This is a genomic window from Clostridioides sp. ES-S-0108-01, assembly GCF_020662285.1.
In the GTDB taxonomy this organism is placed as follows: Bacteria; Bacillota; Clostridia; order Peptostreptococcales; family Peptostreptococcaceae; genus Clostridioides.
Map to the genome: position 1 here is coordinate 80,387 of NZ_JADGMN010000004.1, position 16,153 is coordinate 96,539.

Here is a 16,153-nt window from a genome sequence, read left to right on the forward strand (position 1 = left end):
ATAAAGAATATATAGTATAATATATGTATAATGTTTAGAAAGAGGTATTAATAATGAGTCTTAGTTTAGGAAATGCAATTGCTGTGTCAACGAACTTTATAAAATCTAACCCAGCAGTACCTGTGTACAACGGAGAAGAAATATATGCAGTTATTTATCATATAGAAATAGGATATAATAATGGTGTATCCCCTGATACCAAACAATATATAATAATAGACTATAAAGAGTTTGATTTATCTATGGATAAAAAAATTGAACTAATAAATATTGCTAAAGAGTACTGTAAATCTAAAGGTATTGTAGAAAATGAAAACCTTGAAATGAATCTTTTAGATAATGAAGAAGCAGAAAACTTTTTAGAAAAGGTATTTAATAACATGAAAGTTATAAGAGGCCTTATAACTAAAAAAGGATAAGTAAATGGACTATATAGGAATAGAAAATATAACACCTTATGAAAATATATATGAATTTAGTGTGTATAAATATGATGATGAAATTACCTTAGGTAGTGAAGAGCTATATTTGTGTGAATTAAGAGTTGTATTAATTAAAGTTAATTCTCTGTATGTTGAAAGATTGAATAAATCAGTTGAAGCAATGGTCTTAGTAAAAAATTTGAAAAAAAATTTAGATAAAGCACTTGTTGTAAACAAAATAAAGAATTTTGTGCTAGGTGAGATTTGGGTAGAAAATCTAGTAAAAGAGAATATAGAAGTTATATTTGTAGAAAGCTAGGAATAACCCTAGCTTTTTTATATTACAATCTAAGAGAGGAAAACAATATGTTAAGAGTATCTAATATAAAACTTGGAATTGATAAAGATATATCTTTATTAAAAGATATTGTACTTAAGAAGCTAAGAATAAAAGAAAAAAACTTAGTTAAATATAGTATATATAAAGAATCTGTAGATGCTAGAAAAAAAGGAAAAATGGAGTTTGTTTATTCTGTAGATGTAGAAGTTAAAGATGAAAATAAAATACTCAACTCAAAAATAAAAGATGTAACAAAAATAAAGGAAGTTAGATATGTAAATGTAACCATGGGTGATAAAAAATTAAAGAATAATCCTTTGGTAATTGGTAGTGGACCAGCAGGTTTGTTTGCAGGTTTGATTTTGGCTCAAATGGGTTATGAACCAATCATACTTGAAAGAGGTCTTGATGTAGACAATAGAACTAAAGATATAAGTGAGTTTTGGACAACTAGAAAGTTTAAAAATAATTCAAACGTTCAATTTGGAGAAGGTGGGGCAGGAACTTTTTCGGACGGTAAACTTACAACTAGAATAAAAGATATACGATGTAGAAAAGTATTAGAAGAATTGGTTCAGTTTGGAGCACCAGATGAAATATTATACTCACATAAGCCACATGTAGGAACAGATATATTAAAAAATGTAGTTAAAAATATAAGAAATGAAATAATAAATTTAGGTGGTCAAGTTAGATTTAATTCAAAAGTAACAGATATAGTTGTATCAAATGATTCTATACAATCTGTAATAATAAATGATACCGAAAAAATAGATACAGATACGATTATATTAGCTGTCGGGCATAGTGCAAGAGATACTTATGAAATGTTGTATTCAAGAGGTGTAAAAATAGTTCAGAAATCTTTTGCAATAGGGGCTAGAGTTGAACATCCACAAGATTTAATAAATAAAGCACAGTATAAGGAGTTTTATAATCATCCTAGATTAGGAGCTGCTGATTATAGACTTATAGAGCATGTTTCAAATGGAAGAACAGCATATACTTTTTGTATGTGTCCAGGAGGTAGTGTCATAGCATCTACATCAAATGATTTTGAAATAGTTACAAATGGTATGAGTGAACATGCAAGAGATAAAGTAAATGCAAATAGTGCATTTTTAGTAAATGTAACGCCAGAAGATTTTAATAGTAATAATCCACTAGCAGGTGTGCATTTCCAACAGAAATATGAGAAATTAGCCTTTGAACTAGGTGGAAAAAATTACAATGCACCAGTTCAGCTTGTTGGAGATTTTATCAATAATAAGGCTTCTTTAAATTTAGGAAGTGTTGAGCCATCATATAGACCAGGATATACACTTACAAATTTAAGTGAATGTTTGCCTAGCTTTGTAACAGAGACTATGAGAGAAGCATTTATATCTCTTGATAAAAAATTAAATGGATTTGCAATGTATGATGCTGTTTTAACCGGAGTAGAAACTAGGTCATCATCACCAATAAGAATAGTAAGAGATGAAAATACTTTAGAATCAATAAGTATTAAGAATCTATATCCATGTGGTGAAGGTGCTGGATACGCAGGTGGAATAGTTACAGCAGCAGTTGATGGTATAAGATGTGCAGAAAAAATAATACAAAAATACACTAATAATACAAAAATTTAACATAAACTTAATAATTTTGTAATATTTAACATGAATTTAACATTGTAACTCCTATAATTTGATAAAATACAATAGGTTATAAAATTTTTAGATATAGTAATCTCTTTACAAGGAGGAAATAATTTGAACATTATAATAAGTCTAATGGGTGGATTAGGTCTGTTCTTATACGGTATGAACCTTATGGGAGAAAGTCTTCAAAAATCTGCTGGGACAAAGCTAAAAAAGATAATAAAATTACTTACTAGTAACCTATTTATGGGGGTTTTAGTAGGTACAGGAGTTACAGCAGTAATACAAAGTTCAAGTGCTACTACTGTAATGGTTGTTGGTTTTGTAAATGCGGGAATAATGACTTTAAAACAGGCAATCGGAGTTATAATGGGTGCTAATATAGGTACTACTGTTACAGCCCAATTGGTATCTTTTGACTTAACTGGTATGGCTCCAGTGGCACTAGGTGTAGGTATTATACTTTATTTATTTGGAAATAAGCCTAGAATAAAAAATATAGCCGAAATACTTATAGGTTTTGGTATATTATTTACAGGTATGGATTTTATGAAGATGGCAGTAGAACCACTAAGAGATTATCAAGGATTTACTGACTTACTTGTTACATTTGGTAGATATCCTCTACTTGGATTATTATTGGGATTTGGGATTACAGCAATAATACAAAGTTCAAGTGCATCTATGGGTATGTTGGTTGCATTGGCAGCAGAAGGTCTAGTGCCATTATCAGCAGCACTACCAATTCTTTATGGTCAAAATATTGGTACATGTGTAACTTCACTGTTATCGAGTATTGGTGCCAACAAAAATGCACGAAGAGCAGCCATGATGCATCTAATCTTCAATGTTTTAGGAACGGTGATATTCTTGATATTCTTGAATAAACCAGTAGTAAGTTTGGTTACAAGTTGGGACCCAAGCAATGTTGCAAGACAAATAGCCAATACACATACACTGTTTAATATAATATCTGTATTGATACTTTTGCCATTTACAAATCTTATCATAAAACTAGCTATAAAGCTTGTTCCTGATAAAGCAGGCGACATAGATGAAGATGAAACTAGGACTATCAAATATATAGACGATAGAATGATAGAAACTCCTTCTATAGCTCTTGCAAATACGATAAAAGAAGCACTTCGTATGGGTGAGAAGGCTAAGGAAAGTCTAAATGCATCTATGGAAGCTTTAGTAGAACATTCGGCTGAAAAAATAGACAAGACATATAGACGAGAGAGATTAATCAATGATTTACAGAAAGCTATTTTGAATTACTTACTTAAACTTTCAAAAGCACCTTTAGATGATGATTCAAGAGAAGTTGTGGATACCTTGTTTAATACAGTCAATGATATAGAAAGAATTGGTGACCACGCTAAAAACATAGCTGAATTATCACAAGTTGCAATAGATTCAAATATTTCTTTCTCAGAAGAAGGACAATCTGAACTTGATGTTATGTACAATAGAGTTGTTTCAGCCTATACTTATGCGTTAGAATCAATGAGAAGTGATAATGTAGATTTGGCTTGCAAGGTTATAAAAATCGAAGAACAAGTTGATATAATGGAAAAATCTTGTAGAGCTAATCATATGTACAGATTGAATAATAATCTATGTAGTATAGAGAATGGAGTTATTTATTTAGATGTAATAAGTAATCTAGAGAGAATATCTGACCATGCTGTCAACATAGCGCAACAAGTTATAGCTAAGAGATTAGGAAATGATTAAAAATAGTTGATTTAAAATAATATAAAAATTGAAGTATAAAATAAATAAAAAGAAATTCTAAACCATATGTTTAGAGTTTCTTTTTTTATAAATTTATTTGATTAAAATTTAAAAATTTATAGATAGTTATAGTATTTAGAAGAATCGATTTCCTAATAGCCAGTGATGATATATGTATAATTTTGTGGCAAATTTTAAAAAAAAACACCCATATTTTATGTTATAATCTCTTTAAAACGAATATGCTGAAAAGAGGGATTTAAATGGGAAAAATAAATTTTGATTATAGTAAAGCTATGGAGTTTTTTTGTCAAAACGAAATAGATGTTATGCAACCATATGTAGATGTTGCACATGAGATGTTACATAATAAAACAGGTTTAGGAAATACTTTTCTAGGTTGGATAGACCTTCCTAAAAATTATGATAAGGAAGAGTTTGATAGAATAAAAAAATCTGCTGAAAAGATAAAATCTGATTCAGACGTCCTTTTAGTAATAGGTATAGGAGGCTCTTATTTAGGTTCAAGAGCTGCTATAGATATGGTAAGTCATTCTTTTAGAAATGGACTTAAAAAAGAACAAAGAAAAGCTCCAGAAGTATATTTTGTAGGGCATAATATAAGCTCAACATACATTATGGATTTATTAGATATAATTGAAGGAAAGGATATTTCTGTAAATGTAATATCTAAATCAGGAACTACTACAGAACCAGCTCTTGCTTTTAGAATATTTAAAGATTACTTAGAGAAAAAGTATGGTAAAGAAGAAGCGAGAAAGAGAATTTACGCAACAACAGATTCAAGTAAAGGTGCACTTAGACAGTTAGCTACAGAAGAGGGATATGAGACTTTTGTAATACCAGATGATGTAGGTGGTCGTTTCTCTGTATTGACAGCAGTTGGATTACTTCCTATTGCTGCTGCAGGACTTGATATTGATGCTATGATGAAAGGTGCAAATGATGCTAGAGAAGCATTTCAAAATCCTGATTTAAAAAGTAATGATAGTTATAGATATGCTGTTGCTAGAACAATTTTACATAGAAAAGGAAAAGATGTAGAACTATTGGTTAACTACGAACCTCAGTTACACTATGTAAGTGAGTGGTGGAAACAACTTTATGGGGAAAGTGAAGGAAAAGAAAATAAAGGTTTATTCCCTGCTTCTGTAGATTTTTCAACAGATTTACATTCTATGGGGCAATATATACAAGATGGAAAAAGACTTTTATTTGAAACAGTACTCAATGTTGAGAACTGTAAGAGAAATATAACTATAAATTCAGAGGAAGTAGATTTAGATGGTTTAAACTATCTAGCAGGTAAGACTGTAGATTTTGTTAATCATAAAGCTTTTGAAGGAACTCTACTAGCTCACACAGATGGAAAAGTACCTAATTTAGTAATAAATATACCACAATTAGATGAGTATAATTTTGGATATTTAGTGTATTTCTTTGAAAAAGCTTGTGGAATAAGTGGATATTTATTAGGAGTTAATCCATTTGACCAACCAGGAGTAGAAGCCTACAAGAAAAATATGTTTGCTTTATTAGGAAAACCAGGTTATGAAAAGGAAAAGGAAGAATTAGAAAAAAGACTTAAATAATTTTAAATAGTTAAGGTTTAATTAAGATTAAAATAATATAATGAAATCATCGAAAAGGAGTTTACTCAAAATAGATGGTTTCATTTTTTTATGAAAAATTGGGAAAAATATATTTTGATAATTTATATTATATTAGATAGGGAGTGGTATGAGATGTCAAGAAGAAAGAAGGGTATAAGTTTAGTAATATTAGTTGCTATAATAAGTTCAATACTTAGTAGTTTACTAACAGTAATTTTAGTTAAAGACAATTTAGGAAGTAAGGCTACAGGAAATTCTACGCCAATAGTTGTAAATGATGATGGTAAGAGCCAAAATATTTATCAGGCAGTTGCAGAAAAAGCCACACCATCTGTTGTAGGTATTACGACAACTAGCGTTGATACTAATAATATGTTTGCAATACCAACTGAAACACAAGGTGTAGGAACTGGAATTATAGTAGATTCAAATGGATATATACTTACTAATTCTCATGTTATATCAGATGGTCAAGCTACAAGTGTAAATGTACTATTCAATGATGGTTCGACAACTTCAGGTAAAGTTGTATGGTTTGACCAACAACTTGATTTGGCTATAGTTAAAGTTGATAAAACTGGATTAACACCAGCAGAATTTGCTGACAGTGATAAAGTAAAAGTTGGAGATATATCAATAGCAATAGGCAATCCTCTTGGATTAGATTTCCAAAAAACAGTTACTCAAGGGATAATAAGTGGATTAGATAGAACTATACAAACAGAAAAAACTAATATGACTGGTTTATTACAAACTGATGCAAGTATAAATGCAGGAAATAGTGGAGGACCATTGTTGAATCAAAAAGGTCAAGTAATTGGTATAAATACAGCAAAAGCTTCTCAAGCAGAAGGTTTAGGGTTTGCAATACCAATTAATACAGCTAAAAGCATAGTTGAAGAAGTAATAAAAACTGGAAAATATGAAAAAGTAACTTTAGGTATAAAAGGTACAGATGTATCAAATTATGAAGCAGCGACAGATACAAAATTAAGTACTGATAAAGGTGTTTATGTTGCAGAAGTAATATCTGGTTCAGCAGCAGAAAAAGCTGGAGTAAAAGTAGGAGATATTATAACTAAAGTAGGAGATACAGATATAACAGGCATGAATGACTTGAATAAAAAGTTATATACTTTCTCAAAAGGTACTAGTACAAAAATCACAGTAAATAGAGGCGGAAAAGCAGTAACAATAAATGTAAATTTCTAAATATGACTAGAAAGATAGAGACTACATGGTAAAGTGTAGTCTCTATTTTTATTTAATTTTTATGGTATATACATATAAATTAACTAAAATAATATATTGTTTACGGATTATTGCTATATTTTCTTATAAAAATAAATTTAATAAATATTTAAATTTAATTTACAAAAACAATATAAATATCATAGAAAAATAAAGATTTTTAATATTACTAAAAATATATAGACAAAATAATAACAAATATAGTATTATGTAATTGTAGAAATGCTTTTCATAGGTATACTCTATAAAGATAAATTACGTAGAAATGAAAAAATGGAATGGATATTATTTAGGGGTGAAAAATTATGAATCCATTAGTTATAAACTTACAAAAATGTAGCATACATGATGGACCAGGGATAAGAAGTACAGTTTTTTTTAAAGGATGCCCACTTGAGTGTGTTTGGTGTCATAATCCAGAGAGCCAAACATATACAAAACAAGTTTTGTATAATGAAGAAAGATGTTCAAGGTGTGAAGCATGTATAAATATATGTCCTCATAAGGCAATTTATAAAGGTGAAACAAAAATATGTCTAGACCAAGATAAGTGTGAGTTTTGTGAAACTTGCTTAGACTATTGTGTAAACAATGCAAGAGAGATTGTTGGTCAAGAGTATTCTGTAAGAGACTTAGTTAAAGAGATAGAGAAGGATAGAGTTTTTTATGAAGAATCAGGTGGTGGAGTAACTTTATCAGGTGGAGAAGTAATGGCTCAAGACATGGATTTTATTTGTGGAGTAATAAACATGTGCAAATCAAAGGGAATTCATGTAGCAATTGATACCTGTGGTTATGCAAAGTCAGAAAATTATGAAAGAGTTGCTAAATGTGCAGATTTATTCTTATATGATATTAAGCTTATTGATGAAGAAAAGCACAGAAAATTTACAGGAAAATCAAATGATTTAATACTTGAAAATGTTAAGCTTTTGAGTGAATTAGGAGCTAATATAAATATAAGAATACCATTAATTGTAGGAGTAAATGTAGATGATGAAAATTTAGAGGTTAAAAAAATGATAGAGTTTTTAAAGCCTTTGAATATAAAAGCAGTAAGTCTTCTTCCATATCATAATATTGGTAAACACAAGTATGATAAAATTTATAAAAAGTATGAAGGAGAAGAACTACAAAGACCATCAGAAGAAAAATTAGAGGAAATAAAAAGACTGTTTGAGGTAAGTAATTTCAATACTAAGATTGGAGGGTAATAAAATGGCAAGAGGAACTTTTGAGAGAACTAAAAAATTAAGAGAAGAAAGTATTAATGCAGAACCACACATATCTATTGAAAGAGCAGTACTTATGACGGAAGCTTATAAAAAATATGAGGGAAGTGTAGAGATTCCTGTGCTTCGTGCTTTATCATTTAAGCATTATATTGAAAATAGAACTCTTAGCATAAATGATGGAGAATTAATAGTAGGCGAAAAAGGGGATTCTCCTAATGGAGCACCAACATATCCAGAGATTTGTTGTCATACAATGGAAGATTTAGAAGTAATGCATAATAGAGATATAATAAATTTTAGTGTATCTGAAGAAGCAAGAAAAATACATAAAGAAGAAATAATTCCTTTTTGGAAAAAGAGACAAACAAGAGATAAGATAATAAATGCTATGACACCTGAATGGTTAGCAGCATATGAAGCAGGTATGTTCACAGAGTTTATGGAGCAAAGAGCTCCAGGACATACAGTTTGTGGAGATACAATATATAAAAAAGGATTTTTAGATTTAAAGGAAGACATAGAGGCAAGGTTAAAAGAATTAGATTTTCTTAATGATTTAGATGCATATAATAAAAAAGCTGACTTAGAAGCTATGGCAATAGCTTGTGATGCAATGGTTATATTAGGCAAAAGATATGCTGAAAAAGCAAGACAAATGGCAAAAGAGGAAACAGATGAAGCTAAGAAAAACGATTTATTGTTAATTGCTGAAACTTGTGATGTTGTACCAGCTCACAAACCAGAAACTTATCATCAAGCTATACAAATGTACTGGTTTGTTCATATAGGGGTTACTACTGAACTTAATATATGGGATGCTTTTACTCCAGGAAGACTTGACCAGCATCTAAATCCTTTCTATGAAAGAGATGTAGAGAATGGAATACTAGATAGAGATAGAGCACAAGAATTACTTGAATGTTTATGGGTTAAATTTAACAATCAACCAGCACCACCAAAAGTTGGTATAACATTAAAAGAAAGTAGTACATATACAGACTTTGCAAATATAAACACTGGTGGAATAAATCCAGATGGTCAAGATGGTGTTAATGAAGTTAGTTATATAATACTTGATGTTATGGATGAAATGAAATTGATACAACCTAGTTCAAACGTTCAAATAAGTAAAAAGACTCCTCAAAAATTCTTAAAGAGGGCTTGTGAAATATCGAGAAAAGGATGGGGGCAACCAGCATTTTATAATACTGAAGCAATAGTTCAAGAGCTTATGGAAGCTGGAAAGACTATAGAAGATGCTAGACTTGGTGGAACTAGTGGCTGTGTTGAAACTGGATGTTTTGGTAAAGAAGCATATGTTTTAACTGGATATATGAATATTCCAAAAATACTTGAATTAACATTAAATAATGGATATGACCCAATTAGTAAAAAGCAAATAGGTATTGAAACTGGAGACCCTAGAAGCTTTAAATCTTATGAGGAATTATTTGAGGCATTTAAAAAGCAATTACATTATATGATTGACATAAAGGTAGAGGGAAATGCTGTAATAGAAAATATATGTGCAAAACATATGCCTTGTCCACTTATGTCTACAATAGTTGATGATTGTATAAAAAAAGGTAAGGACTATCAAAGAGGTGGGGCAAGATACAACACTAGATATATACAGGGTGTTGGTATAGGCACTATAACAGATAGTTTAACAGCAATAAAATATAATGTATTTGATAAGAAAAAATTTGATATGGATACATTACTTAAAGCACTTGATGCTAATTTTGAAGGATACGAAGCCATACTTAATTTAGTTTCAAATAAGACTCCTAAATATGGAAATGATGATGATTATGCTGATGAAATAATGCAAGAGATATTCAATGCATATTACAATGAGGTAACTGGTAGACCAACTGTTTGTGGTGGAGAATACAGAGTAGATATGCTACCAACGACTTGTCATATATACTTTGGAGAAATTATGGGAGCAAGTCCAAACGGTAGACTTTGTGCAAAACCAGTTTCAGAGGGAATTTCACCTGAAAAAGGTGGAGATACTAATGGACCTACAGCAGTTATAAAATCTTGTGCTAAGATGGACCACATAAAAACTGGAGGAACACTATTGAATCAAAGATTTGCACCATCAGTGGTTCAAGGAGAAAAAGGATTGGATAATATGGCTAATCTAGTAAGAGCATACTTTAATATGGATGGTCATCATATACAATTTAATGTATTTGATAAAAATGTACTGTTAGAGGCTCAAAAGAATCCTCAAGATTACAAAGACTTGATAGTTAGAGTTGCAGGATATAGTGACCATTTCAATAACCTAAGTAGAACATTACAAGATGAGATAATAGGAAGAACTGAGCAAACATTTTAGGATTGTTTGTAAACAAAACTTCTTACTATATAAAAACTGAACTGGTATAATAGAGTATGGATGCTTAGATGCCATTTCAAAAATTTTAGACTAATTATGAGCTAACTTTCTAAATAGGAAGTTAGCTCGTTAAGTTTAATCTAATAATCGTTAAATTTATATTTAATAAGTCATACATATATAAGGAATAAATTATTATTATAATCATAATAAGATTATATTTTATGAGAATAAGATAGTTTTAAGCAGTTAAAATAAAATCAATTTAGCTACTTTAAAATAAAAACTAATAGAAAAAAGGAGATTTGATATGAAAACTTTAGGATTTATTGGTTCAGGAAATATGGGAAGTGCAATGATAGGTGGTATAGTACAATCAGGATTAGTAAAGGCAGAAGATATAACTGTGTCAGACTTAAGTCAATTTGCTTTAGATAAAGTAAAAGAAGAGTTTGGAGTAAATACTACAACTGATTCAAAAGTAGCTGTTACAAACTCTGATGTGGTAATAGTAGCACTTAAACCTAATATATGTGAAAAGGCTTTAACACCACTTAAAGGATTAATAGATGCAAATAAAATAATAGTATCAATAGCAGCAGGTAAAACTATCGAAAGTCTTGAAAGCTTTATAGGTTCAGATAAAAAAATAGTAAGAGTAATGCCAAATACTCCAGCCCTTGTTGGGGAAGGAATGTCGGCTCTTTGTAAAAATAGTAATGTAACTGATGAAGAGTTAAATATGATTAAGGATTTGTTTGAATCATTTGGTGAGGCAGAAATAGTATCAGAATATTTAATGGATACAGTTACAGGTATTAGTGGCTCTTCTCCTGCATATGTATTTATGTTTATAGAAGCTATGGCAGATGCAGCAGTATTAGCTGGTATGCCAAGACAGCAAGCTTATAAATTTGCATCTCAAGCAGTAATGGGGTCAGCTAAGATGGTTCTTGAAACTGGAAAACATCCAGGTGAATTAAAAGATATGGTTTGTTCTCCAGCAGGAACTACTATAGAAGCAGTTAAGGTTTTAGAGGAGGAAGGTTTTAGAGCAGCAGTTATAAAATCTATTGTTGCTTGTATAGATAAATCTAAAGATATGAGCAAATAACAGATATAAATGAGGTTTATCATATTGCTTCTTGGATTACTTTTTTAGTATTTACTTATATTTACAAAGAAATGTATGGGGTACAAGTAAAAGAAGAGTAATTTGTTATGGAAGAAATTTAATGATTGAGTGAGAGTTTATTACTTAAATATTAATACTTAAATAGATATATTTTTAACTATATTTGAAATATACTATTGTAGAAAAAAATTTATAAGTATCATTGTGAGGCTATAAGTAGATTTACGCAAAATAAATTTACCTATAGCCTTTGTAAATTTGAAATAATATTCATAAGATAATAAAATTTACAAATATTTTCTTCACTAATGAGTTTTAAAAATATCTATAGTGTTTTACTTTTGATTATGATAAATACAATAAATATATTCTTATATCGGTTCTATATCAAATATACGAGAAGATAAGAACTTTGAGATTATGCTAAAAATCTGGACTTTATACTTATAGAAGTTTGATTTTACAATCTTACAAAAAAGAGTTAGATAGGAATATAATTAGCTTTTTTATAAATATATAAATGGTATACTATTATTATAGTATTATTGATATTTATATTGGAGGTTGAACATGAGGGATGAAATTTTAAGTTTTATAAATGAATGTGTATTATTTAACAATTTTGATGAACTTAAAAAACAGAGTGGTATAGTAACAGAAGATATAGTAAAAAAGTTTAATTTAAGTAGAACTCAATCAAGTAGATTATTAAATGACTTAGTAAAGTCTGATAACCTTATAAAGATAAATAGTAGACCTGTTATCTTTTTACCTAAAAATAAGATAAATGATGTAATAGGTCCTACGAAAAAGAGTATTTATGAAAATATAGATGAACTTAACAATGAGTGTAAATTATTAAAGCAAGAGAGTGTATTTAATAGTATTATAGGGCATGACAATAGCTTAAAAGAGGTAATAGAACAAATAAAAACTGCTGTACTTTATCCAAATGGTGGGCTTACGATAATGCTAACAGGTGAAAGTGGAGTAGGAAAAACTTTTTTAGCCAGGATAATATATAAATATAGTGTAAGTAGTAATGTATTAGAAAAAAATGCTCCATACAATGTACTAAACTGTGCTCAATATTATAATAATTTGGAGTTATTATCTAGTATACTGTTTGGGCATGTGAAAGGAGCTTATACTGGAGCTAATGAATCTAGAGCAGGGCTAATAGAACAGTCTGATGGAGGTGTCTTATTTTTAGATGAGGTACATAGATTAAATAGTGAAGGTCAGGAAAAGTTATTTACATTTATGGATACAGGTACATTTTCTAGAATTGGAGAGAATGGAGTAAGTAGAAGAGCCAGAGTAAGGTTAGTATTTGCTACGACAGAAAACCTAGCTGAGTTTTTACAAACTTTTTTGAGAAGAATACCTATAAATATTTATGTTCCTAATATAGAAGAGAGAGGGACTATTGAGAAAAGAAGGATTGTAGAACATTTTATATATGAGGAAAGTAAGGTACTTGGTTTGCCTATAGAGATAACTCAAATTACATTAAATACGATTTTAAAGATAAAATTCAAGGGCAATATAGGTGAATGTAAAAATGTAATAAAATATGCATGTGGACGAGCATATGCAAAAAATCAAAGAAGAAATGAAAATATTTTTGTCACTCTTCAAGACCTTCCTAGAAATATTTATATAGAAAATGTAGGTATGTTTCAATTCCAAAGTGGTAAAAGCAAAAGCATTGTATTTTCTCCTAAACAATTTAGTCTTGAAATCTCAAATGGAGAAAATAAAAGAAATATAATATATCAAAGTTTCATAAAATGTTTAGATTACTTTGATAGACTAGAAAAAAATGAAATAACAAAAGAATTATTTAATAAAAAGAGTTCTAGTTTAATGATTAGATTAATGGACAATTTAGTTTTTTCAAATAATGATGAAAACAAAAATGTACTTATGGAGCTTATAATATCTATAATGCAGGATATATTTAGAAACTTAGAAGTTAACAACAATATAAAATACGATGGGAATAATGTATTAGCATTTTCATTTTATCTTTATTTGAAGGATGAGTCTTATCAATTGTCTGATGAATATAAAGCTTTAGAAAATAAATTACTAATATATTTAAAAAAAGAAAATTATAAAGAATACTCTATAGTAAATAAAGTATCAACATTAATAACAAACCGATTGGATATGTACCTTAATAATGTAGATACAATTATAATGATTATATTTATTAAGGCAACAATTATAAGAATGAAATTTAATCAAGTTAATGTGATTATTATAGCACATGGATATGCTACTGCCAGTAGTATGGCGAATGTATGTAATCGTATGCTAGGTAAAAATGTATTTACAGCTATTGATATGCCTATAGATGCTACCATTGCTGATGTATCAAATCAAATGTCTAGATACCTAGAGGGGGATAGAATAAAAAATGGTTTAATTGTATTATTTGATATGGGCTCTCTTAATCTTATATACGAAGATTTAAAGGGTAAGATAAATAGTCCAATGTTATTTATAGACCAAATATCCACTATTTCTGCACTAGAAATAGGAAATTTATTAATGCAAGGTAAAAACATTGAAGAGATTGCAGAAATTATGGATGAAGAAATTAAACTCAATATACAATTGTATTATCCTCAAAAAAATAAAGAATATGCTATAATATCATCTTGTTTTACAGGGATAGGTACTGCTATAAAAATACAACATCTACTTTCAGAAAGTTTAATTGGAATAGTTGATGTTAAAATAATACCTTATGATTATGATAGTCTTGTTTCTATGGGAGATAAAGACTCGATTTTTGAAATGTATGATGTACTGGCTATAGTAGGAACTGCCAATCCAAATGTGGATGGAGTGGATTTTATACTGTTAGAGGATATAATATCAGGAAAAGGAGAAGCTGATGTCTTTAGAATATTTAGTAGAGTAGTAGAAAATGAAAAAATAGAGAACATAAATGACTCTATCATAAAAAATTTTTCATTGATTAGAGTAATAGATAGTCTGACTATTTTGGATTCAAGAAAGATAATAGAGAGAATAGAAGAGGGAATTAATACTTTAGAAAATATTCAAAAAAAAAAGTTTTCAAATGATAAAAAGATTGCTTTATATGTTCATCTAAGTTGCATGATTGAAAGATTAGTTAGAAAAGCTGAAATTGAAGAGTATACTGATATGAATTTGCTAATTAGAAACCATCATAGTGAAGTTAAACTAATAAAAAATGCATTTAGTGTGCTAGAAAAGAGTTATAGTGTGCAAATACCAATTTCAGAAATAGGATACATCTATAATATTATCTATGGTCTACCACAGTAAAATACAAGATTATAAAATAAATAAATGAAATTTAAAAAAGTATGCCACTATTTGGCATACTTTTTGCTTTTATATATAAATAAGAGGATAAAAATCTTAATATATGATGGAGGATTTTAGGAAAATGGTATCTTTAATGAGAATTGATGACAGATTAATACATGGTCAGGTAGCATATGGATGGGCAACATCACTAGGTATAAATGTAATACTAGTTGCAAATGATGAAGTAAAAAATGACCAAATGAAAGCTATGTCATTAAATTTAGCTAAACCTAGCAATGTAACTTTATATATAAGGGGGGTAGAGGAATCTGGAGAAATAGTAGAAAAATTTGCTTCTTCAAAGAAAAGTAATGTATTAGTATTGGTAAAAAACACCAAAGATGCTTTAATTGTAGTTAAAAACTCAGGAGGCGTTTTAAAAGAAATAAATGTAGGGGGATTAAGATATGAAGAAGGAAAAAAGAAACTTACAGATTTAGTTGCTGTTGATGATAGTGATATAAATAACTTTAAAGAAATAATTGATTTGGGGATTGATATAGAATTCAGAATGTTACCTAGAGATAAAAAGAAACGACTACAGGATTTAATAAAATAATTTAAGGAGGAAGAAAATGAAAAAATTTTTAATTGCAACACATGGAGAATTGTCTAGAGAACTTGTTGACACAAGTAAATTAATAATTGGTTCATTAAATAATGTTGAGTATTTTTGTATGACAAAGGATAAGTCAACAGATGATGCTGAGAAAGAAATTAGAAGTATATTATCAAATAACAAATATAGTGAAGAATTTGTTGTTTTAACAGATGTGTTTGGTGGAAGTGTAGCAAATATATGTACAAATTTACTTTTACAAGGGCTAAAATTTGAGTTATTGACAGGAGTAAATCTACCAATGCTTTTATCTATTCTTTTATTAGTTGAGGAAGATACAAAATTACTAGTTAAATCAGGTTTGGAGGAAGCAAAAAATGGAATTGTTTATGTAAATGAATTATTAGAAAATATGAATAAAATAAAAAATGTAATGTAGTTTAATATAAATTAAACTAAGTTAAGATGG

Annotated in this window: 12 protein-coding genes; all 12 read left to right on the plus strand. The window is 29.0% G+C overall.

What is annotated here, in order from left to right:
• Positions 1–53 precede the first annotated feature (53 nt).
• The 12 genes from IR152_RS05520 (at position 54) to IR152_RS05575 (ending at position 16,123) form a co-directional block, all read left to right on the plus strand.
• Positions 54–419, plus strand: coding sequence for a hypothetical protein (locus tag IR152_RS05520; RefSeq protein ID WP_227450804.1), 366 nt, complete (start codon positions 54–56; stop codon positions 417–419).
• Between the two features lie 4 nt (positions 420–423).
• Positions 424–741 (plus strand): hypothetical protein, encoded by a 318-nt coding sequence (locus IR152_RS05525; protein ID WP_227450805.1) that lies wholly within the window; start codon positions 424–426, stop codon positions 739–741.
• A 47-nt stretch (positions 742–788) separates the two neighbouring features.
• A complete protein-coding gene (locus tag IR152_RS05530) occupies positions 789–2,393 on the plus strand; it encodes an NAD(P)/FAD-dependent oxidoreductase (protein WP_227450806.1) in 1,605 nt (534 codons plus the stop codon).
• Positions 2,394–2,516: 123 nt separating this feature from the next.
• Positions 2,517–4,145 carry a Na/Pi cotransporter family protein gene (locus tag IR152_RS05535; RefSeq protein ID WP_227450807.1) on the plus strand — a complete coding sequence of 543 codons (1,629 nt, stop codon included), beginning with the start codon at positions 2,517–2,519 and terminating at the stop codon, positions 4,143–4,145.
• A 263-nt stretch (positions 4,146–4,408) separates the two neighbouring features.
• The gene (locus tag IR152_RS05540) at positions 4,409–5,758 is read left to right on the plus strand and encodes a glucose-6-phosphate isomerase (protein ID WP_227450808.1); all 1,350 of its coding nucleotides are present in this window, start codon (positions 4,409–4,411) and stop codon (positions 5,756–5,758) included.
• A 153-nt stretch (positions 5,759–5,911) separates the two neighbouring features.
• The gene (gene htrA / locus IR152_RS05545; RefSeq protein ID WP_227450809.1) at positions 5,912–6,991 is read left to right on the plus strand and encodes a serine protease HtrA; all 1,080 of its coding nucleotides are present in this window, start codon (positions 5,912–5,914) and stop codon (positions 6,989–6,991) included.
• A gap of 344 nt (positions 6,992–7,335) precedes the next feature.
• Positions 7,336–8,244, plus strand: coding sequence for a trans-4-hydroxy-L-proline dehydratase activase (locus IR152_RS05550; RefSeq protein ID WP_227450810.1), 909 nt, complete (start codon positions 7,336–7,338; stop codon positions 8,242–8,244).
• 4 nt (positions 8,245–8,248) lie between these two features.
• On the plus strand, positions 8,249–10,618 hold the full coding sequence (hypD, locus tag IR152_RS05555) for a trans-4-hydroxy-L-proline dehydratase (RefSeq protein ID WP_227450811.1): 2,370 nt from the start codon (positions 8,249–8,251) through the stop codon (positions 10,616–10,618).
• 310 nt (positions 10,619–10,928) lie between these two features.
• Positions 10,929–11,732 (plus strand): pyrroline-5-carboxylate reductase, encoded by an 804-nt coding sequence (proC, locus tag IR152_RS05560; RefSeq protein ID WP_227450812.1) that lies wholly within the window; start codon positions 10,929–10,931, stop codon positions 11,730–11,732.
• Positions 11,733–12,323: 591 nt separating this feature from the next.
• A complete protein-coding gene (locus tag IR152_RS05565) occupies positions 12,324–15,080 on the plus strand; it encodes a sigma 54-interacting transcriptional regulator (RefSeq protein ID WP_227450813.1) in 2,757 nt (918 codons plus the stop codon).
• A 124-nt stretch (positions 15,081–15,204) separates the two neighbouring features.
• On the plus strand, positions 15,205–15,684 hold the full coding sequence (locus IR152_RS05570) for a PTS sugar transporter subunit IIB (protein ID WP_227450814.1): 480 nt from the start codon (positions 15,205–15,207) through the stop codon (positions 15,682–15,684).
• Between the two features lie 16 nt (positions 15,685–15,700).
• Positions 15,701–16,123 carry a PTS sugar transporter subunit IIA gene (locus tag IR152_RS05575; RefSeq protein WP_227450815.1) on the plus strand — a complete coding sequence of 141 codons (423 nt, stop codon included), beginning with the start codon at positions 15,701–15,703 and terminating at the stop codon, positions 16,121–16,123.
• Positions 16,124–16,153 lie beyond the last annotated feature (30 nt).

Excerpts from the sequence above, each read along its gene's own strand:
- IR152_RS05520 (WP_227450804.1), top strand. The coding sequence starts at position 54 with ATGAGTCTTAGTTTAGGAAATGCAATTGCTGTGTCAACGAACTTTATA.
- IR152_RS05525 (WP_227450805.1), top strand. The coding sequence starts at position 424 with ATGGACTATATAGGAATAGAAAATATAACACCTTATGAAAATATATAT.
- IR152_RS05530 (WP_227450806.1), top strand. The coding sequence starts at position 789 with ATGTTAAGAGTATCTAATATAAAACTTGGAATTGATAAAGATATATCT.
- IR152_RS05540 (WP_227450808.1), top strand. The coding sequence starts at position 4,409 with ATGGGAAAAATAAATTTTGATTATAGTAAAGCTATGGAGTTTTTTTGT.
- htrA (WP_227450809.1), top strand. The coding sequence starts at position 5,912 with ATGTCAAGAAGAAAGAAGGGTATAAGTTTAGTAATATTAGTTGCTATA.
- IR152_RS05550 (WP_227450810.1), top strand. The coding sequence starts at position 7,336 with ATGAATCCATTAGTTATAAACTTACAAAAATGTAGCATACATGATGGA.
- hypD (WP_227450811.1), top strand. The coding sequence starts at position 8,249 with ATGGCAAGAGGAACTTTTGAGAGAACTAAAAAATTAAGAGAAGAAAGT.
- proC (WP_227450812.1), top strand. The coding sequence starts at position 10,929 with ATGAAAACTTTAGGATTTATTGGTTCAGGAAATATGGGAAGTGCAATG.
- IR152_RS05565 (WP_227450813.1), top strand. The coding sequence starts at position 12,324 with ATGAGGGATGAAATTTTAAGTTTTATAAATGAATGTGTATTATTTAAC.
- IR152_RS05570 (WP_227450814.1), top strand. The coding sequence starts at position 15,205 with ATGGTATCTTTAATGAGAATTGATGACAGATTAATACATGGTCAGGTA.
- IR152_RS05575 (WP_227450815.1), top strand. The coding sequence starts at position 15,701 with ATGAAAAAATTTTTAATTGCAACACATGGAGAATTGTCTAGAGAACTT.